The sequence below is a fragment of the Methylobacterium sp. 1A genome (assembly GCF_058072805.1).
This window is the reverse complement of the sequence record NZ_JBYQVE010000001.1, coordinates 3,330,106-3,348,680: the sequence shown is the minus strand read 5'-3', so window position 1 is coordinate 3,348,680 and position 18,575 is coordinate 3,330,106. Positions and strand designations below refer to the sequence as shown.

General features: G+C 72.8%; 13 protein-coding genes. 8 read left to right on the top strand and 5 right to left on the bottom strand.

Features of this window, described 5'->3' with window-relative positions:
• Positions 1 to 14: 14 nt before the first annotated feature.
• From tauA to ACX9MN_RS16295, 3 genes are all read right to left on the bottom strand, one after another.
• Positions 15 to 1,028, bottom strand: a complete 1,014-nt coding sequence (gene tauA, locus ACX9MN_RS16305) for a taurine ABC transporter substrate-binding protein (RefSeq protein ID WP_489724933.1) — start codon at positions 1,026 to 1,028, stop codon at positions 15 to 17.
• Between the two features lie 431 nt (positions 1,029 to 1,459).
• Positions 1,460 to 4,918, bottom strand: coding sequence for a PAS domain S-box protein (locus ACX9MN_RS16300; RefSeq protein WP_489724932.1), 3,459 nt, complete (start codon positions 4,916 to 4,918; stop codon positions 1,460 to 1,462).
• Between the two features lie 232 nt (positions 4,919 to 5,150).
• The gene (locus ACX9MN_RS16295) at positions 5,151 to 5,696 is read right to left on the bottom strand and encodes a TetR/AcrR family transcriptional regulator (protein ID WP_056523340.1); all 546 of its coding nucleotides are present in this window, start codon (positions 5,694 to 5,696) and stop codon (positions 5,151 to 5,153) included.
• Between the two features lie 112 nt (positions 5,697 to 5,808).
• On the opposite strand from ACX9MN_RS16295, the gene ACX9MN_RS16290 reads away from it, so the two are divergent.
• On the top strand, positions 5,809 to 6,372 hold the full coding sequence (locus ACX9MN_RS16290; RefSeq protein ID WP_091926364.1) for a sugar O-acetyltransferase: 564 nt from the start codon (positions 5,809 to 5,811) through the stop codon (positions 6,370 to 6,372).
• 349 nt (positions 6,373 to 6,721) lie between these two features.
• On the opposite strand, the gene ACX9MN_RS16285 is transcribed toward ACX9MN_RS16290, so the two are convergent.
• A complete protein-coding gene (locus tag ACX9MN_RS16285; RefSeq protein ID WP_489724931.1) occupies positions 6,722 to 8,470 on the bottom strand; it encodes an outer membrane beta-barrel protein in 1,749 nt (582 codons plus the stop codon).
• Positions 8,471 to 9,020: 550 nt separating this feature from the next.
• Here ACX9MN_RS16285 and ACX9MN_RS16280 point away from each other — a divergent pair.
• Positions 9,021 to 9,299 (top strand): hypothetical protein, encoded by a 279-nt coding sequence (locus tag ACX9MN_RS16280; protein ID WP_012318753.1) that lies wholly within the window; start codon positions 9,021 to 9,023, stop codon positions 9,297 to 9,299.
• A gap of 175 nt (positions 9,300 to 9,474) precedes the next feature.
• A complete protein-coding gene (locus ACX9MN_RS16275; RefSeq protein WP_020093199.1) occupies positions 9,475 to 9,792 on the top strand; it encodes a hypothetical protein in 318 nt (105 codons plus the stop codon).
• A gap of 30 nt (positions 9,793 to 9,822) precedes the next feature.
• On the opposite strand, the gene ACX9MN_RS16270 is transcribed toward ACX9MN_RS16275, so the two are convergent.
• Complete coding sequence (locus ACX9MN_RS16270; RefSeq protein WP_489724930.1) at positions 9,823 to 12,552, bottom strand: MGH1-like glycoside hydrolase domain-containing protein; 2,730 nt, start codon at positions 12,550 to 12,552, stop codon at positions 9,823 to 9,825.
• A 348-nt stretch (positions 12,553 to 12,900) separates the two neighbouring features.
• Between ACX9MN_RS16270 and ACX9MN_RS16265 the strand changes: the two genes are divergently transcribed.
• The 5 genes from ACX9MN_RS16265 to garD all read left to right on the top strand — a co-directional run bounded on the left by ACX9MN_RS16265 (position 12,901) and on the right by garD (position 18,489).
• Positions 12,901 to 14,034 (top strand): branched-chain amino acid ABC transporter substrate-binding protein, encoded by a 1,134-nt coding sequence (locus ACX9MN_RS16265; protein ID WP_489724929.1) that lies wholly within the window; start codon positions 12,901 to 12,903, stop codon positions 14,032 to 14,034.
• Between the two features lie 122 nt (positions 14,035 to 14,156).
• Positions 14,157 to 15,047 (top strand): LysR family transcriptional regulator, encoded by an 891-nt coding sequence (locus tag ACX9MN_RS16260; RefSeq protein WP_489724928.1) that lies wholly within the window; start codon positions 14,157 to 14,159, stop codon positions 15,045 to 15,047.
• A 130-nt stretch (positions 15,048 to 15,177) separates the two neighbouring features.
• Complete coding sequence (locus tag ACX9MN_RS16255; RefSeq protein ID WP_056523353.1) at positions 15,178 to 15,942, top strand: HpcH/HpaI aldolase family protein; 765 nt, start codon at positions 15,178 to 15,180, stop codon at positions 15,940 to 15,942.
• A 22-nt stretch (positions 15,943 to 15,964) separates the two neighbouring features.
• Positions 15,965 to 16,852, top strand: a complete 888-nt coding sequence (locus ACX9MN_RS16250; protein WP_489724927.1) for a 2-hydroxy-3-oxopropionate reductase — start codon at positions 15,965 to 15,967, stop codon at positions 16,850 to 16,852.
• 44 nt (positions 16,853 to 16,896) lie between these two features.
• A complete protein-coding gene (gene garD / locus ACX9MN_RS16245; RefSeq protein ID WP_489724926.1) occupies positions 16,897 to 18,489 on the top strand; it encodes a galactarate dehydratase in 1,593 nt (530 codons plus the stop codon).
• Positions 18,490 to 18,575 lie beyond the last annotated feature (86 nt).

Genomic DNA, 18,575 nt, shown 5'->3' with positions numbered 1-18,575 from the left:
GGTCCGGGGACAGGCTATTTCCGGGCCGCGTCCACGACCTCCGTCGTGACGAACCGGGCGTAGTCGGGCGCCAGCGCCTGCACGCGCCCCTGCGCCTTCAGGAAGGCGGCGGTCTCGGTGAGCGCCTTGGCGGCGCCGCCGCCGAGCCAGGCCGGGGAGGCCTGCGCCTCCAGGGTCGGGAACCGGTAGGCCGCGAGGCTCGCGGGCACCTCCGCGGGCGCCGAGCCGCTGATCCGGGCCACCGCCGCCACCTCCGGCGCGTCGGCGCCCCAGGGCCTGGCGGCGTAGGCCGCGTCCTGGGCGGCGATCAGCCGGACGAGCGTCACCAGGAAGTCCCGGTTCCGCGCCGCCCAGGCCCGGTCGACCACGAGGCCGTCGAAGGTCGCCTTGCCCCGGCGGGCGAGGTCGCCGGCCGAGACCACCACGGTGCCGGACTTCTTCACCCGGGCGAGCACCGGGTCCCAGATGAAGGTCGCGTCGATGTCGCCCCGCTCCCAGGCGGCGGCGATCTCGGGCGGCCGCATGTTGAGGATCCGGACGTCGGCCTGCGTCAGCCCGGCCTCCGCCAGGGCGGCGATCAGCTGGTAATGCGCGGTCGACACGAACGGCACCGCGACCGTCTTGCCGCGCAGGTCGGCCACGCCCGTCACGCCGCTGCCGGCGCGGGCCACGAGCTGCTCGGCGTCGGCGATCTCGTCGAGGATCCAGAACAGCTGGATGTCGAGCCCCTGCGAGGCGGCCGCCGCGATCGGGCTCGACCCCGCCTCGCCGATCTGGACGCTGCCCGAGGCCATGGCGCGGATCACGTCGCCGCCGCCGCCGAACTTGCGCCAGTGGATCGTGTAGCCGGTCGCCTTCTCGATCGCCCCGGAGGCCATCAGGGCGCGGAACGGCACCACCATGTCCTGGTGGGCGAAGGTGACCTCCCGGTCGGCCGCGCGGGCGGTGCCGGGGAACGGCGCGGCGAGAACCAGGGCGGCCAGGGCGGCCAGCGCGACGGCGCGGCGGTGCGGACCGGCAGATGTCATGAGATGTCCCCCATTCCGGCCGGCCCGGCGCGGGAGCGACTCGGGCGGCCGGGCGCAGGGTCGACCGAGCTCGGCCACGAAGGCAAGGGCCCGCGCCCTGCCCGGGTCGCGCCCGGGATCCGCCTCGCGCCGCGGCCCCCGCGGCGGTGCGGGTCGCGGGCATCCGACCGCGGCGGTGCGCGGACCGCGCGCGCCGGAATATCCATCTCCCCGGACGCGCGCGATACCCGGTGCCGTTCTCCGAACCGCCCTCGCCGGAGGCACCCGTCATCGTCGTCCCGGAGTCGCGGCCCGGCGGGCCGGGGCGCGGCTCGCGGCCTGGGGAGCTGGGCGGACCGCCGGGCTGGAAGATCGTTCCTAGCCGCCGCGTGGCTGGGAGACGAGAATTTGGGCGTGCAAAACCCGCGGGCCGGCTCCGGCGGCGCCCCCGCTCAGGCCGCGCGCAGCGCGACGATCTCGTCGATCGTGGCGGCCGCCTGGGCCCGGAGCGCGGCCAGCAGCGCGGTGACGTCCTCGCCCGCGCGGCAGGCCGTCTCGAAGGCCCGGCAGGTCGCGGCCAGATCCAGGAAGCCGATCATGCTGGCCGCCGACACCATGGCGTGCGCGTCCCCCATCAGCCGCGTCCGGTCGCCGTCGGTCGCCGCCGGCCCGAACCGCTCGGCGAGCTCCTTCGCCAGCATCGCCAGGAGGTCGCCCATGCGCGCCTGGCCGACCATCGCGGTCATCTCGTCCAGGGTGGCCCGGTCGATCGTCCCCGCGCGGCGCGGCGGCTCGGCGCGAGGGGCCGCCCACCGGTCGATCGCGGCGAGCAGCGCGTCCGCGCGGAACGGCTTGCCGATATGGTCGTCGAGCCCGGCGGCGCGCAGCTCGGCCACCTGCTGCGGCAGGACGTTCGCCGTCATCGCGAGGATCGGCAGGCGGCCGGCGGCGGCGCCCAGGGCGCGGATCCGCCGGGTCGCCGCGATGCCGTCCATCACGGGCATCTGCACGTCCATCAGGACGACGTCGTAGGACCGCGCCTGGACGGCCGCCACCGCGGCGACCCCGTCGGCCACCACGTCCACCGCGTGCCCGGCGCGCTCCAGGATCATCCGGGCGAGGTCCTGGTTGAGCGGCACGTCCTCGGCCAGGAGCAGGCGGCGGCCGGTCGCGCGGGCGATCGCCGAGGCCGGCGCGGTCGCGCGGGCCGGCGGGACCGCCGCGGGCAGGTCGGCCTCGAACCAGAAGGTCGAGCCGTGCCCGACCGTGCTCGCGACGCCGATCGTCCCGCCCATCAGCGTGACGAGGGATTTCGAGATGGCGAGCCCCAGCCCGGTGCCGCCGTACTCGCGGCTGATCGAGCCGTCGACCTGCGAGAAGCGCCGGAACAGGCGGTCGCACTTGTCGGTCGGGATCCCGATGCCGGTGTCGCGGACCGCGAAGCGCAGCCGCGTCCCGCCGATCGCGTCCGGGCTGACCCGGACCGACAGGTCGATGCCGCCCGACGCGGTGAACTTCACGGCGTTGTTGAGCAGGTTGAGCAGGATCTGCCGGAGGCGGTCCTCGTCGCCCTCGACCCAGTCGGGCAGGCCCGGGCCTTGGGCGAGCGTGAGGGCGAGCCCCTTGCGCTCCGCGGAGGGGCGCACGATCGACACCGCGTTGTCGATCAGCGCCTCCAGGGCGAAGGGCCGGGGCACGATCTCGATCTGCCCGGCCTCGACCTTCGAGAAGTCGAGGACGTCGTTGACCACGGTCAGGAGCGCGGCCCCGGCGGTGCGGATGCGGTCGGCGTTCCGGCGCGCCGACGGTCCGAGATCCGTCCCGTCGAGGAGCAGGTCGGCGTAGCCGATCACCCCGTTGAGCGGCGTGCGGATCTCGTGGCTCATGGCAGCGAGGAACTCGCTCTTGGCCGCGCTCGCCCGCTCCGCCTCCAGGCGCGCGGCGTCGGCCGCCGCCTTGGCGGCGAGGAGCGCCGCCTCGGCGGCCTTGCGGGCGGTGACGTCGATGTTGAGGCCGATCATCCGCCGCGCCTGCCCGGGCGCGCCGCGCCCGACGCCGTTGATCCAGCGCACCCCGCCGTCCGCGGTGGGGACCCGGAACTCGATCGAGAAGGTCTGCCCGGCGGCCGCGGCCGCGGCCGCGATCCGCAGCGCCCGCTCGCCGTCGGTGCGGTCGATCAGGGCGAGCCAGTCCCGGGTGTCGAGGGCGTGGTTCCGGTCGGTCTCGATGCCGTGGAGCCGCGCGCTCTCGGGGGACCACTCGATCCGGCCGCTGTCGAGGTCGAGGTGCCACGTCCCGGCATGGGCGGCCTGCTGGGCGAGGTGCAGCAGGCTGCTGGCGTCCTCCACCGCGCGCCGGGCGGTGACGATCTCGTCGATGTCGAGGGCGGTGCCGAGCATGCCCACCATGCTCTCGCCATGCCAGATCGGCAGGAGCACGATCTTGTGCCAGCGGTAGGCGCCGTCGTGCCGCTGCAGGCGGCCCTCGACCTCGTAGGGCGCGCGGCGGGCGGGCGCCTCCGACCACAGCCGCTCCATCCGCTCCGTGTCGTGGGGATGCGTCCGGGCGATCCGGGCGGCGCGCGTCGGGCCGATCGGGCCGTAGTAATCCTCGAAGCGCCGGTTGACGTAGGAGGCGTCGCCGGTCTCCGTGCTGGCGATCCAGACGAGCTGCGGCAGCGCGTCCGCCAGGGCGCGGTAGCGGGCCTCGCTCAACCGCAGGGCGTCCTCCGCGGCCTTGCGGGCGCTCACGTCGCGCAGGGTCGCCACGTAGCCGTCCGGGGCGCCGGTCGCCCGATCGTGGGTCAGGCTGAACGAGATCTCCACCCAGACCCAGTGCCCGTCCCGGTGCCGGTAGCGCTGGGAGGTCAGGGCGCGGGACGCGCGGCCGCCGGTGAGGTCGTCGAGGACGCGGCGGTACGCGCCGACCTCGTCGGGATGGACGAAGTCGAGGGGATGGGTGCCGATCAGCTCCTGCGGGTCGTAGCCCAGGACGGCGCGCACCGCCGGCGAGACGTAGCGGCGGCGGGCGGTCAGGTCGGACCAGATGATGATGTCGGTGGCGTTCTCGGCCAGTAGCCGGTAGCGGCGCTCGCTCTCCTCCAGGTCCCGCTCGGCGATCCGGTTCTGGGTCACGTCGCCGAAGGTCAGGACCGTGCCGCCGTCCGGCAGGGCCGCGCACCGGACCTCCAGGATCGGGCCGCCGGGCAGGCGCCAGTCGAACAGCGGCGGCAGCCCGGCGCGCGCGCCCGTTCCGAGGCCCGGATCGGACCCGGCCGCCGCGCAGTCGCCGCGGGCCCGCTGGTAGGCGCGGATGTCCGGGAGGGCGACGCCCGCCCGCAGGACGTCGTCCGGCAGGTTGAGCAGGTCCGCGGCGCTCCGGTTGAACGCGCGCACCCGCTGGTCGGCGTCGAGGACGACGAGGCCCTGGTCCAAGCTGTCCAGCGTGCCGCGCAGGATCATGTCGGTCTCGCGCGCCCGCCGCTCCGACCGGACGAGGTCGGTCACGTCGAGGATGAGGCCGTGCAGGGCGACGAGCGCGCCCTCGGGCCCGAACTCGGGCAGCCCCTGGATGATCGCGTCCAGCACGGTCCCGTCCGGGCGGACGATGCGGGCCCGCGCCTGGTAGGGGATTGCCGGCCGGCTTCCTTCCAGGATCCCCTCGAGCCGCGCGACCAGGGCGGCGCGGTCGTCCGGATGATAGCACGCGACGTGCTCGGCGAGCGGCAGGTCGCACGCGCCGGGCGTCCCGAGCAGCCGCGCGAGACTCGCCGATCGGGTCACCCGGCGGGTCCGCGGATCGAGACGCCACTGCCCGAAGCCGGGGCCCCCGTCCCAGGGTGCAGGCTCGCCCGCGGCCCGGTGCGGAGCGGGATCCGGCGGCGCGGCCGGGCGGGTCGCGTCAGTCTGCATCGGCCCCAGGGTTCCCCACCACCGGCGCGGACCGCGCCCGGGCGCGCCCTCGGCACGCATCGGGGCGAACCTGCTCGCGCGACGGTTGCTGATTCCTTGCCGGCACCGTGCGGCATTCGGCACCTGTCCGGCCGGCGATCACGATCGCTTGAGGGGCCGGTGCGCGGCGTCCCCGGCCGGTGCGCGGCGTCCCCGGCCGGGTGCGGGGACGGGTGCGGGGACGGGTGCGGCCCTACCGCACCAGCCGCTCCACGATCGCCCGCACCTGCGCCCGATCCGCCGGCTGCGGGTCGACCGAGCGGTGGATCGTCAGGCCCTCGATCACGGCGTCGAGGGCCTTGGCGGTCTCCGGCGCGAAGTGCCGTTCCAGGGCGGCCCGGCTCTTGGCCATCCAGTCCTGCATGACCCGGCGCAGCGGCGGGTTCCGGGCCGCGAAGGCGTAGAGTTCGTAGCTCAGCAGCATCGTGCGCGGGCTCGCCCAGAGGTCGCTCACGATCAGGTCGACCACGGCCTCGCAGGCCTCGTCGACGGTCGCGGCCGCGGCGAGCCGGTCGGCGAACCGCGCCGAGACCGTGTCGGCGAGCCCGGTGAACGCCTCGGTCAGAAGCGCGTCGAGGCTGTCGAAATGGTAGGTCATGGAGCCCAGCGGCACGTCGGCCGCCGCCGCGACCCGGCGGTGGGTCGTGCCGGCGACGCCGTGCTCGGCGACGACGTCGAGGGTCGCCCGGATGATGCGCGCCCGGCGATCCGGGTCGAAACGGCGCTGGGCGGCGGGCAAGGGGACCTCCTCGGATCCGGTTCAGGGCAGCCGGGCCGTGACGCGCGCGGCCTTGATATGTACATCTGTACGCATAGCTAGGGTCCGACGCGGCCGGAGGGAGGTCCCCACCATGAAGACAGAGATCGTGAAGACTCAGAAGCAGAGGATGCTGGCGGGCGAGCTGTACTGCGCCGACGACCCGGAACTGGCCGCCGACAACCGGCGCATCTCGGAATGGATGGACCGGTATAACGCCGCGCAGACGCGGAGCCAGCCCGAGCGGCAGGCGCTCCTGGAGGAGGCCTTCGCGCGGGTCGGCCCGGGCTGCAATATCCGGCCGCCGTTCCACTGCGACTACGGCTACAACATCAGCCTGGGCCGCGGCGTGTTCCTGAACTTCGGGTGCAGCATCCTCGACGTGATGTCGGTCACGATCGGCGACCTGACGCAGATCGGCACGGCCGTGCAGATCCTGACCCCCGATCATCCGCGCGACCCGGCCCAGCGCCGGCAGATGCTGGAATTCGCCCGCCCGGTGGTGATCGGCGCCAATGTCTGGATCGGCAGCGGCGCGATCATCCTCCCCGGGGTCACGATCGGCGACGACGCGATCGTCGGGGCGGGCAGCGTGGTGACGCGCGACGTCCCGGCCGGCGCCACCGTGGTGGGGAACCCGGCCCGGCCGCGGCCGTGAGTGGCGCGCGCGCGGGGCACGCGCTCCGTGCGGAAGCGGTCCGGCCGCGTCGGCCCTCCGTCGAGCGTGCCGGCGCTCCCGTCCGTGCCGGCGCTCCCGTCCGGGCCGGAACTCTTGTCCGGGCCGGACCTGCCGGGGACGCCGACGACCGGTCGCGGCCGGTTCACGCGGCCGCGCGGCCAAGCTGAGCGGCCCCGCGGCGTCGCTGCCGCGGGCCGGGTGGAGCCGATGCCGGGATCGAGGCACCGGGATCGAGGCACCGGGATATCGAGGCACCGGAATCGAACGGCCGGCGCGGCCCGTCCCCTGGCCTGCCGCGCCCGCGTTCGGGCGCGGCGTGGCGGCTGGATCAGTCCTTGCGGATCGGGGCCGCCGGAGCGCCTGTCTCGCCGAAGCCGAAATCGGCCAGCCGGTAGGAGAGCTGCGCGAAGCCGCCGTAGCGACCGGTCTCGAACTTCATCGGGCTGGGCGGCGAGAACGGGAAGGCCGTCGTGTGCGCCTTGTCGGCCTGGAGCTGCCAGTAGCGGCCGCCGACGCCGACGCTGACGGACGGCGTCAGGTCGTACGAGATGATCCCCTCCAGGAAGTAGCCGTCGCCGCGGCCGCCTTCCGGCCCCGGATTGATGTCGGGCCGCAGCCAGTGCCGGTCGACGCCGCTCAGGCTCACGACCGGCAGGTAGGCGCCTTCCAGGCTCAGCCGGACCCGGTCGAACCGCGCTTCGCCGATCACGCCGACGCGCAGCGCGTTCCACTGCATGCTCTCGCCCAGCGTCTTCATGCTGGTCGGGTAGGGTCTGGCGCAGGGAGTCCCGCCCGCCACCTGACGGCAGCCGTAGCCGTTATACAGTTCGGACGCGAACTGGTAGCCGAGGAAGCCGCCGAGCTTGTACCCGTCCCGGCGCAGCACGTCGTAGCCGAGATCGATCACGCCGTAGCCGATGTCGCCGTCCTTGATCGGCGACAGCGTCTTCGAATAGCGGCGCAGGGCGGGCGGGAAGTCCTCGTCGGCGAGGCGGCCGCCGGTGACGCCGCCCGAGCCGAGGAAGCCCTTGGCGAACAGGCCGGTGGGGTTGTGCTCGAGCCGTGCGAAGCTCTCGCCGGCATGCGCCTGGGTGTTGTTGTAGGTCAGGCGCGAATTGAGCTGGCCGGGCACGTCGGGGTCGCCGAGCTTCTCGCGCGGTGTCCCGGAGCTGAAGAAGTAGCGCAGGCCGCCCTCGAAATCCCAGGTGGCCGGGCCTGCCGACGCGATCGGGGCCAGGGTGGGAAGCCCGGCTCCGAACCGGTAGTTGAGGCCGACGCGGGCCAGGAAGCCGTCCGTCGCGACCCGCGTGCCGGCGTGGTAGCCGGTCAGCACGGGGTACGACGGAGCCGGGAGGACCGCCCGGGAGCCGAGATCGTAGTAGAGACCCTCGACCTTGGCGGAGAGGTGCTCGCTGAAGGCGTGCTCGATGCCGGCGCCGGCCACGTAGCCCAGGCGCACCGCGCCCTGGCGCCCGTCGAACAGCGGGAAACCGGCCAACGACAGGTTGTTGTCGGTCCGGACCGTGCCCGCGGCGAGGCCGCCCGTGGCGTAGACGAGGGTGCGATCGACGGCGAAGCCGATCCTGCCGCGCAGGGTGGCGAGCTCGTCCAGCCTCTGGCCGGAATGGGCGACGCTGCGGCGATAGAAGCCGCCGCCCGCGGCCGGAAAGGCGCCCTCGCGGCGATCGTAGCCCCACAGCCGGGTGAATTGGTAATCCGCGGCGGCGCCGGCGACGAAGCCGGAATTCACCTGCCAATCGTAGCCGACCTCGGCGCCGCCGACGAAGCTCCCGTCCGAGGCCCGCTTCGATGGAATGACCGGGCAGTTCCGGGCTCCGGGCTGCCCGTCCGGACCTGTGCAGACGAACTGCGTGGCCCGATCGAGGGTCCCGTAACCGGCGAACAGGCCGGCATGCGCTCCGGTCCAGGAGAAGATCGGCACGGCTGTCGCCGCCGGCGGAAGGGCCCGCCGCGGGAGGTCCGCCGCCATCGCGGTCTGCGACAGCAGGCACAGGAGAAGTCCGGAACTCGAGATGCGGTACATGTAGTGTCCCCCGCCGCGCGTCGTCGAAGGCATGAGCGTCAAGGTCTCTTCGCCGGTGAGGCTTCGGATGCCGAAGCGGAGCTTCTGCTGATCTCGCGCGGTTCGCATGATGCGTTCTCATGAATAGGTCATGATGTCTCGATTCTGAAGCGTGGATTTTCGAGATGTTCCCTCAAATTTGACTGGCTCTGCAATCGTTGAGACGAGGATGATATTTTATAGATCTCACAGATTTTATAGAATGAGTATTTTGATGGTGTATTAGAGTCATTGTGGGCGGAGATGTTGCTCTGATCTTCGGTCGTGCCGCGGCTTGGTTCCGTTCGCTTTTGCGGCCGGGTGATGCGTTCGTGCATCACCTGCGCCCTGCCCGGTCCAACCCAGGGCGGCCACGGGGCCCGGCCGCCGGCCCGACGCGATGCCCGTCGCGATACCGCTCCGGCGCGTTCCTGGCGGGGCGGCCCGGTCCGGGGAACCATCCGGGCGGCCCGAGCCTTCCTGGGCGGGATTGCGGGCGGATCCGGCCGCGAGTCCCCTGGAAACGCCCGCCCGTCTTCCCGGGCGGCGAGAGAGGAAACCTCACGTGCGTTCAACGATCATTGCCGCCGCCCTGCTGGCGGCCCTCGGTTCCGCCGTCGCGATCCCGGCCTCCGCCGCGCCGATCGGCCCCGGCACGGGCGTGTCGGCGCCCGCCGGCATGGTCTCGACGGTCCAGATGGATCCCGTCGAGCGCCACATGATGCGCCGTCGCATGGAGCGCCGGATGATGCGCCACCGGATGGAGCGCCACATGATGCATCGGGAGATGCGCCGCGAGATGCGCCACCGCGAGATGCGTCGCGAGATGATGCGCCGCATGTGACGCGCATCCGCGCCGGGGCTGCGTCCGCCCCGGCGCGGGCCGGGGCAGAGCCGCGAGGCGGGCTTCTCGCATCGCGGGGGCTGGGCTCGGGCTGGCCGGGGGTGCCACGTCCGAGGCGATCGAACCATCCGCGCCCCGACGCGTTTCTGGCCACCGACAAGGGAGGATTGGTACGATGAAGGCGATTCTGGCAGCGGCCGCGGTGAGCCTCGGCATTCTGGGCGTGGTCGGCCCGGTCTCCGCGCAGCCGCGCCCCGACTACGACGATTACGGCGGCCGGGGCTACCGCGACCGCGGCGACTACGATTACCGGGACCGCGGCTACCGCGACCGGGACGATTACCGCGGCCGCGCCAATTACGGGTTCGACGAGCGCGAGTACCTGCGCTGCAACCCGGATGTCCGCCGCGCCGTGGCCAACGGCCAGATGGAATCGGGCGCCGCCCACTACAAAGTGTTCGGGCGTCGCGAAGGTCGGCGGCTGAGCTGCTGACCGGATCGGCCGGCTCCCGGCCGGGCGCGCCTATCGCGGGCGTGCCCGGTCGCGCAGCAGGTTGATGATGAGGGCCGTCCAGCCGGTCTGGTGCGCGGCGCCGAGGCCCCGCCCCGTATCCCCGTCGAAGAACTCGTGGAACAGCAGCGCCTCCTCGGCACCCGGCGCCGGGGCGATCGGCGGTCGGGTCCCGAAGGCCGGTCGGCGCCCGGTCCCGTCCTTGGCGAACAGCGCGATCAGGCGGTCCTCGAGGGCGTCCGCGATGGCGCTGAGCGTCAGCATCGCGCCCGAGCCCGTCGGGTACTCCACTAGGAAGTCGTCGCCGTAATAGGTGTGGAAGCGCCGCAGCGCCTCGACGATGAGGAAGTTCATCGGCATCCAGACCGGGCCGCGCCAGTTCGAGTTGCCGCCGAACATGTTCGAGGTGGAATCGGCCGGGTCGTACCGGACCGTGAAGGAGGCGCCGAGCTCGTTGAGCACGTAGGGCGCGTCGCGGTGCACCTTCGACAGGGAGCGCACGCCGTAGGGCGAGAGGAACTCGGCCTCGTCGAGCATCCGGCGCAGCAGCGCCTTCATCCGGTGGCCGCGCAGCAGCGACAGCAGCTTGCGGTCCTTCACGCCCCCCTCGGTCCAGCGGGAGACCAGGCGGGCGAGGTGGGGCCGGTTCTCCAGCACCCAGTTCAGGCGCCGGGCGAAATCCGGCAGCCGGTGGAGCACGGAGGGCTCGATCACCTCGACGGCGAAGAGCGGGACCAGCCCGACCATCGAGCGGACCCGCAGCGGCAGCATCCCGCCGCCGGGGATGTCGACCTCGTCGTAGTAGAATTCGTCGATCTCGTCCCACAGGCCGTAGCCCTGCCCGTCTCCGCCCGACCCGCCCATGTCGGTCATGGCCTCGGCGATCAGCAGGAAGTGCTCGAAGAACTTGGAGGCGGTGCTCTCGTAGACGTCGTTGTGGAGGGCGAGCTCCAGGGCGATGCGCATCATGGTCAGCGCGTACATCGCCATCCAGGCGGTGCCGTCGGCCTGGTGCACCACCCCGAAGCCCGGGGGCGGGCGCGAGCGGTCGAACACGCCGACATTGTCGAGCCCCAGGAAGCCCCCCTGGAACACGTTGCGGCCCTGCGCGTCCTTGCGGTTCACCCACCAGGAGAAGTTGATCAGGAGCTTGTGGAACACGCCTTCCAGGAAGGCGAGGTCGCCGCGCCCGCCCCGCCGGTCCCGGTCGATCTCGAACACCCGGTAGGTGGCCCAGGCGTGGACCGGCGGGTTGGCGTCGCCGAACTCCCACTCGTAGGCCGGGAGCTGGCCGTTCGGGTGCATGTACCATTCGCGGGTGAGCAGCAGGAGCTGCTTCTTGGCGAAGTCCGGGTCCAGCAGGGCGAGCGGCAGGCAGTGGAAGGCGAGGTCCCAGGCGGCGAACCAGGGATATTCCCAGGTGTCGGGCATCGACAGCACGTCGGCCGCCGCGAAGTGGCGCCACTGGCCGTTGCGGCCGCCCGCGCGCCCCCGGGGCGGCGGCGGCTGGAGCGGGTCGCCCTCCAGCCAGCGCCGCACGTCGTAGCTGTAGAGCTGCTTCGACCAGATCAGGCCGGCGGCGGCCTGGCGGAAGATCGCGCGGGAATCCGCGCTCGCGATGCCGTCCTGCAATTCCTCGTAGAACGCGTCCGCCTCGGCCACCCGGCGGCGGACCAGGGACCCGTCGTCGACGGCCCGGGCGCGCAGGCCCGCCGACAGCCGCAGGCGGATCCGGGCGGTCTCCCCGGGCGCCAGCCGCAGCGCGTAGTGCAGGCCGAGCTTGGTGCCCGCGTCCCGGCGCACCGAAGCGGGATCGCCGTCGACGATCGCCGCGTGGAGACCGTCCTTGAACGGCCCCGCGGCGTCCGGCTGCCCGCCGTGCCGCCGCAGGTTGGTGTCGTTCTCGCAGAACAGCAGGTCCGGCGCCCCGTCGAAGGCGAGCCGGTACGGCCCGAGCCGCTCGTGGGTGCAGACGGCGCCCCCGTCGGGCGCGCGGGCGATCCGCGGGCGCGCCTGCCCGGCCTCCCACGACCACGTGTTGCGGAACCAGAGCTGCGGGACGAGGTGGAGGTCGGCGGGCTCGGGCCCCCGGTTCAGCGCGGTGATCACCGCGTGGACGTCGTCGGCGTCGGCCTTGGCGTACTCCACGGTGACGTCGAAGAACCGGTCCCCGTCGAAGACGCCCGTCTCCTCGATCTCGTACTCGGGCTGCTCCCGCCCGCGCCGCCCGTTCTCGTCGACGAGGTCCGCGTAGGGGAAAGCCGCCTGCGGGTAGCGGTACAGCATCTTCAGGTAAGCGTGGCTCGGGACCGCGTCGAGGTAGTGGTAGACCTCCTTCACGTCCTCGCCGTGGTTGCCCTCTTGGTTGGTCAGGCCGAACAGCCGCTCCTTGAGGATGCGGTCGCGCCCGTTCCAGAGGGCGAGGGCCAGGCACAGGTTGCCGCGCTCGTCGCAGATCCCGGCCAGCCCGTCCTCGCCCCAGCGATAGGCGCGCGAGCGGGCGTCCTCGTGCGTCAGGGCGGCCCAGGCGTTGCCGCAGGGGCTGTAATCCTCCCGCACGGTCCCCCATTGCCGCTCGCTGAGATAGGGGCCCCAGAGCGACCACGCCCGGTCGCCCCGTCCCTGCTCGGCGATCCGGCGACGCTCGGCCCAGTCCACCGACGCGTCTCGACCCTCGCCCCGATCCCTGTCCCGATCCCTGTCCCGATCCCCGTCCCGATCCTCGTCCGCGCGCGGCCCCATCAGCCGCGTCCCGGACGCGGGCCCGGTCGGCCGGGGCTGGGGGTGCGGCGGGGACGGGAGGCGGTCATCGGTCACGGCGGGTTGCTGCGGATGCGCCGGCCCGATGCATCATCGGCGCCATCCCGACCCGTCGGGCCTTCGGGCCGCCGCACGGCTCCGTGAGGGCCCGCCGGCCGATCGCGCGCCCGCGCCGGTGACCGTCTCGGCCCACCCCCAAACCTTGACCCCGGTGAAGGTGAGCGACAGGATCGCGCCGGGTGATCTGCGACTCGACGCGCGGGGATCCGCGTTGATCTATCCGAATTCAGCGTTCGTCGGCGATCTGTCCGGCCACATCTTGGGGGAAAGATGACGCGACTACTGATGGCCGGCCTGGCCGGGCTGCTGTTCATGACCGCGGCGCGAGGTCAGGAGGGCGGCGCGCCGGTGAAGATCGGCGTCGCCGCGCCCATGACCGGGCCGAACGCGGCTTTCGGCGCCCAGATCCGGAACGGCGTGAGCCAGGCGGTCGAGGACATCAACAGGGCCGGCACGCTGAAGGGCAGGACGCTGACCGTCACGGTCGGCGACGACGCCTCCGACCCGAAGCAGGGCGTCTCGGTGGCCAACAAGTTCGCCAGCGACGGCGTGAAGATGGTCGTCGGCGACTACAATTCCGGCGTCACGATCCCGGCCTCCGACGTCTACCTGGACGCCGGCATCATCCAGGTCACGCCGGCCTCCACGAGCGTGAAGTTCACCGAGCGCGGCATGTGGAACACGTTCCGCACCTGCAGCCGCGACGACCAGCAGGGCGCGGTGGCGGGCAGCTACCTGGCCGGGCACTTCAAGGGCAAGAAGATCGCCTTCGTCCACGACAAGACCCCCTACGGCAAGGGGCTGGCCGACGAGACGCTGAAGGCGTTCAGGGCCAGGGGCGGCAAGGAGGTGCTGTTCGAGGGCATCAACCCGGGCGAGAAGGATTACGCGGCGCTCGTCTCCAAGATGAAGTCCGCCAACGTCGACGTCGTCTATTTCGGCGGCGTGCACACCGAGGCCGGGCTGATCATCCGGCAGATGCGCGATCAGGGCCTCGCCGCCCGCATGATGAGCGGCGACGCCATCCCCGACAAGGAATTCGTCCAGATCGCCGGCCCGGGCGCGGCCGGGACCCTGATGACCTTCGCGCCGGACGCCCGCAAGAACCCGAACGCCAGGGGCGTGGTGGCGGCGTTCAACGCCCGGGGCATCGATCCCGAGGCCTACACGCTCTACGCCTACGCGGCCGTGCAGGTCCTGGCCAAGGCGATGGCCGAGACCGGCTCCAGCGACGGCAAGGCGCTCGCCGACTGGCTGCACCGGGGCAAGCCGGTGGACACGGTGGTCGGCCCGATCGCCTACGACGGGAAGGGCGACCTCACCCGCCCCGACTACGTCATCTACGAGTGGACCAAGGGGCCGGACGGCCGGATCGACTATGCCGGGCACGAGGTGACCCCGTAGGCCGGTCGGGCCCGGAGGCCGCCGCCTTACCTAATTGGATGAGGGCGGCGATCGCAACGTGGCCGCCGCGAAGGCCTTAAGCTCCCGCTCGACTGCGCCGCGGTCCGGGAGAGGGAGCCTTCATGTTCGACTTCAGTCAGCTCCGGTGCTTCGCCGCCGTGGCGGAGGAGCTGCATTTCGGGCGTGCGGCCGCCCGGCTGAACATGACGCAGCCGCCGCTGTCGCGGCAGATCCAGGTCCTGGAGCGCGTCCTCGACGTGCAGCTCCTGGAGCGCACCAGCCGCACGGTCCGGCTGACCGCCGCCGGTCGCAGCTTCCTGCCCGAGGCGCAGCGCATCCTGCGGCTCGCCGAGACCGCGACGCACGTCACCCGGCAGGTCGCGGCGGGGCGCGCGGGCGTCCTCAAGTTCGGCTTCACGGCGGCCTCGGCCTACGACTTCCTGCCGCGCCTCGTCACCGCGTTCCGGCGGGCGCTGCCGGACGTGACGCTGGCGCTGCGCGAGATGGTCAGCAAGGACCAGATCGAGGAGCTGCTCGCCGGCCGGATCAACGCCGCGCTGGTGCGGCCGCCCGTGACGCACCCGGACCTGATCGCCGTCCGGGCGCTGGCCGAGCCCCTGGTGGTGGCCCTGCCGGCCGGGAACCCCCTGGCCCTGCGCGACGGGCTCACCCCCGCCGATCTCGGGCGCGAGCCGCTCATCGGCTACGCGCCCAACGAGGCGCGCTACTTCCACGACCTCGTCCTCGGCCTGCTCGCCGAGGCCGAGATCCGGCCCCCGACGGTCCAGCAGCTCACGCAGATCCACTCGATCCTGGCCCTGGTCCGGGCGGCGCTCGGCATCGCCCTGGTGCCGGCCGCCGCCGAGCGCCTGCGCTTCGAGGGCGTGGTGTTCCGCCCCCTCGTCCTGCCGGCGCCGCGCCCCGTGGAACTCCTCCTCGCGTGGCGGCGCGACGCGGACGACCCCCTCATCGCCCAGCTTGTCTCGATCGTGGCCGAGATGCCGCCCGCGTGAGCCCGCACGGTCGATCGATGCGCGATCCGCATCGATCGATCCAGTGTTTGGCTTTGACCTCGCGGCGGAAGGCTGCGCGTGATGGGGCGGACGGCGCGCAGACGCCGCGACGCCCCCAGGGAGGATCGTGATGGACAACCTCACCAACCGCTTCAAGGCGGCCCTCGCCGAGGGGCGCCAGCAGATCGGCCTGTGGTGCAGCCTCGCCAGTCCCATCTCCACCGAGGTGGTCGCCGGGGCCGGGTTCGACTGGCTGCTCCTCGACATGGAGCACTCGGCCAACGACCTCCGGGACATCTACGCCCAGCTCCAGGCGATGATGGAGGGCGACACGCACCCGATGGTGCGGGTGCCGAGCGACGACCCGATCACCATCAAGCGGATCCTCGACGCCGGCGCCCAGTCGCTGATGATCCCCAACATCGACGACGCCGCGCAGGCCGCCCGCGTGGTCGCGGCGACGCGCTACGCGCCCCGCGGCATCCGCGGCTTCTCGCAGGCGCCCCGCGCCGCCCGGTTCGGCCGGATCAAGGACTACCACACCCGCTGCGAGGCCGAGATCTTCGTGGCGGTGCAGGTCGAGTCCCGCCGCGCCCTCGACAATCTGGACGCGATCGCCGCCGTGGAGGGCGTGGACGGCGTGTTCATCGGGCCCGGCGACCTCTCCACCAGCCTCGGCTATGTCGGCCAGCAGGGCCACCCGGAGGTGGTCGCCACCATCGAGGCGGCGGTCGCCCGGATCGTCCGGGCCGGCAAGCAGGCCGGCATCCTCACGCCGAGCGAGGAGCTGGCCCGCCGCTACATCGCGGCCGGCACCCGCTTCACCGCGGTGGGCTCCGACATGGGGCTCCTCGCCCGCAGCTCCGAGGCGCTCGCCGCCCGCTTCCGCGCCTGAGTTCCGCAACGGGATCGTACCCATGAACATCGGATTCATCGGCCTCGGCATCATGGGCACGCCCATGGCCGGACACCTGATCGCGGCGGGCCACAGCCTGTTCCTCAAGACCCGGCGCAGCGTGCCCGAGGCCCTGCTCGCGGCGGGCGGCACCGCCTGCGCCACCGCCGCCGAGGTCGCCGAGCGCGCCGACACGATCATCCTGATGCTGCCCGACACCCCGGACGTGGAGCAGGTCCTGTTCGGCGCGGGCGGCGTCGCCGAGGGGCTGTCGCCCGGCAAGACCGTGATCGACATGAGCTCGATCACGCCGCTCGCCACCAAGGATTTCGCCGCCCGGATCGCCGAGCGGGGCGGCGCCTATCTCGACGCGCCGGTCTCCGGTGGCGAGGTCGGGGCCAAGAACGCCGCGCTCTCGATCATGGTCGGCGGCGAGGCCGGGACCTTCGCGCGCGCCGAGCCCCTGTTCGCCGCGATGGGCAAGACGGTCACGCATGTCGGCCCGGTCGGGTCCGGACAGGTGGCCAAGGTCGCCAACCAGATCATCGTCGCCCTGACCATCGAGGCGGTGGCCGAGGGGCTGCTCTTCGCCTCGAAGGCCGGCGCCGATCCCGCCAAGGTGCGGCAGGCGATCACCGGCGGGCTGGCCACCTCGCGGATCCTGGAGCTGCACGGCGCGCGGATGATCGAGCGGACCTTCGATCCCGGCTTCCGCATCGGCCTGCACCAGAAGGACCTGAACCTCGCCCTGGACAACGCCCGGACGCTCGGCCTCAGCCTGCCCGCCACGGCGCTGGCGCAGCAGCTGTTCTCGGCCTGCGTGGCCCAGGGCGGCGCGGCCTGGGACCACTCCGCCATGGTGAAGGCCCTGGAGGCCCTGGCGAACCACGCGGTCGGCGACGCCGCCTGATCCCGACAGGAGCCCGGACGGGCGCGAGACGGAAGGAGCATCCGATGCAGGCCGAGATCGAAGCCCCGACCCGCCCGCAGCCGGCCGGCGCCGGGGCCGGAGGGGCCGCCGGCGACGTGCCGCGCACGATCCGCCTGAGCGACTGCGACAACGTCGCGATCGTGGTCAACGCCTTCGGGCTGCCGGCCGGCACGGTCTTCCCGGACGGGCTGGAACTCGTCGAGTTCGTGCCGCAGGGCCACAAGGTCGCGCTCACCGACATCCCGGAGGGCGGCGAGGTCCGCCGCTACGGCGAGGTGGTGGGCATCGCGACGCAACCGATCCCGCGGGGCGCCTGGGTGGAGGAATCCCGCGTCGCGACGCCGGTCGCCCCCGCCCTCGACGCCCTGGAGATGGCCACCCGCGTGCCGGCCCCCCTGCCCCCGCTCGAGGGCTACACCTTCGAGGGCTACCGCAACCCGGACGGGTCGGTGGGCACCAAGAACATCCTGGCGATCTCGATCAGCGTGCAGTGCGTCGCCGGCACCCTCGACGTGGCGATCCGGCGGATCAAGCAGGAGCTGCTGCCGCGCTACCCCAACGTCGACGACGTGGTCGGCCTGACCCACGCCTACGGCTGCGGCGTCGCCATCAACGCCCCCGAGGCGGTGGTGCCGATCCGGACCCTCCAGAGCCTCGCGCAGAACCCGAATTTCGGCGGCGAGGTCATGGTCGTCGGCCTCGGCTGCGAGAAGCTCGTCTCGGAGCGGCTCCTGCCCGACAGCGGCGCGGCCGGCGACGGGGTGGTGCGGCTGCAGGACGAGCGCCACCACGGCTTCTCGGCCATGATCGACAGCATCCTGACCATGGCGGAGGCCCGCCTGAAGGTGCTGAACCGCCGGACGCGCGAGGCCTGCCCGGCCTCCGAGCTGGTGGTCGGCCTGCAGTGCGGCGGCAGCGACGCGTTCTCGGGCGTCACCGCCAACCCGGCGCTCGGCTTCGCGGCCGACCTGCTGGTCCGCTGCGGCGCCACCGTGATGTTCTCCGAGGTGACCGAGGTGCGCGACGCGATCCACCTCCTCACCCCCCGGGCGAAGAGCCCGGAGGTCGCCGCGGCGCTGGTCCGCGAGATGGCGTGGTACGACGCCTACCTCGCCAAGGGCGAGGCCGACCGCCGGGCCAACCCGTCGCCGGGCAACAAGAAGGGCGGCCTCAACAACATCGTCGAGAAGGCGCTGGGCTCGGTCGCCAAATCCGGCACGAGCGCGATCTCCGGGGTCCTGGCGCCGGGCGAGCGCGTCCGCGAGAAGGGCCTGATCTTCGCCGCGACCCCGGCGAGCGACTTCGTCTGCGGCACGCTGCAGCTCGCCTCGGGCATCACCCTGCAGGTGTTCTCCACCGGCCGCGGCACGCCCTACGGCCTCAGTCAGGCGCCGGTGATCAAGGTCGCCACCCGCACGGAGCTGGCCGAGCGCTGGTCCGACCTGATCGACCTCGATGCCGGCCGCATCGCCACAGGCGCGGCGACGATCGAGGAGGTCGGCTGGGAGCTGTTCCACCTGATCCTCGACGTCGCGAGCGGGCGCAAGCGCCCCTGGTCGGACCGGTGGGGGCTGTTCAACGACCTGACCCTGTTCAACCCCGCGCCGATCACCTGAGACTCACCGGCGCGACGGCCGGACGGTCGGGCGGGGCATGCGTCCCGCCGCGTCGTCAGCGTGGCCGGACTCTGCTAGGCAGCCGG

Excerpts from the sequence above, each read along its gene's own strand:
- ACX9MN_RS16260 (WP_489724928.1), top strand. The coding sequence starts at position 14,157 with ATGTTCGACTTCAGTCAGCTCCGGTGCTTCGCCGCCGTGGCGGAGGAG.
- ACX9MN_RS16255 (WP_056523353.1), top strand. The coding sequence starts at position 15,178 with ATGGACAACCTCACCAACCGCTTCAAGGCGGCCCTCGCCGAGGGGCGC.
- ACX9MN_RS16250 (WP_489724927.1), top strand. The coding sequence starts at position 15,965 with ATGAACATCGGATTCATCGGCCTCGGCATCATGGGCACGCCCATGGCC.
- garD (WP_489724926.1), top strand. The coding sequence starts at position 16,897 with ATGCAGGCCGAGATCGAAGCCCCGACCCGCCCGCAGCCGGCCGGCGCC.
- ACX9MN_RS16290 (WP_091926364.1), top strand. The coding sequence starts at position 5,809 with ATGAAGACAGAGATCGTGAAGACTCAGAAGCAGAGGATGCTGGCGGGC.
- ACX9MN_RS16265 (WP_489724929.1), top strand. The coding sequence starts at position 12,901 with ATGACGCGACTACTGATGGCCGGCCTGGCCGGGCTGCTGTTCATGACC.
- ACX9MN_RS16275 (WP_020093199.1), top strand. The coding sequence starts at position 9,475 with ATGAAGGCGATTCTGGCAGCGGCCGCGGTGAGCCTCGGCATTCTGGGC.
- ACX9MN_RS16270 (WP_489724930.1), bottom strand. The coding sequence starts at position 12,552 with ATGGGGCCGCGCGCGGACGAGGATCGGGACGGGGATCGGGACAGGGAT.
- tauA (WP_489724933.1), bottom strand. The coding sequence starts at position 1,028 with ATGACATCTGCCGGTCCGCACCGCCGCGCCGTCGCGCTGGCCGCCCTG.
- ACX9MN_RS16300 (WP_489724932.1), bottom strand. The coding sequence starts at position 4,918 with ATGCAGACTGACGCGACCCGCCCGGCCGCGCCGCCGGATCCCGCTCCG.
- ACX9MN_RS16285 (WP_489724931.1), bottom strand. The coding sequence starts at position 8,470 with ATGCCTTCGACGACGCGCGGCGGGGGACACTACATGTACCGCATCTCG.